Annotated in this window: 1 pseudogene; it reads right to left on the reverse strand. The window is 52.7% G+C overall.

What is annotated here, in order from left to right:
* Positions 1-190: pseudogene (locus CHH91_RS20095) on the reverse strand (carbohydrate ABC transporter substrate-binding protein); the annotation flags it as partial.
* Positions 191-203: the final 13 nt, after the last annotated feature.

Genomic DNA, 203 nt, shown 5'->3' on the forward strand with positions numbered 1-203 from the left:
TTACAAAATCGTATGCTTCTTCCGGGTGGTCCGTCTCTGTTGGAATCGTCACAAATGAACCGCCCCAGTTCCCTGCTCCTTCAGGCATATCAGCAATCGACCAGTTGCCGGCTGCGTTTGGCGCGTTCCCTTGAATAACAGCAATCATCCAAGCTGGGCCAAGCAATGTCGCATAATCACCAGTATCCATGGCACCGCCCCAT

The organism is Virgibacillus sp. 7505, assembly GCF_002272135.1.
Classification (GTDB): domain Bacteria; phylum Bacillota; class Bacilli; order Bacillales; family Amphibacillaceae; genus Terribacillus.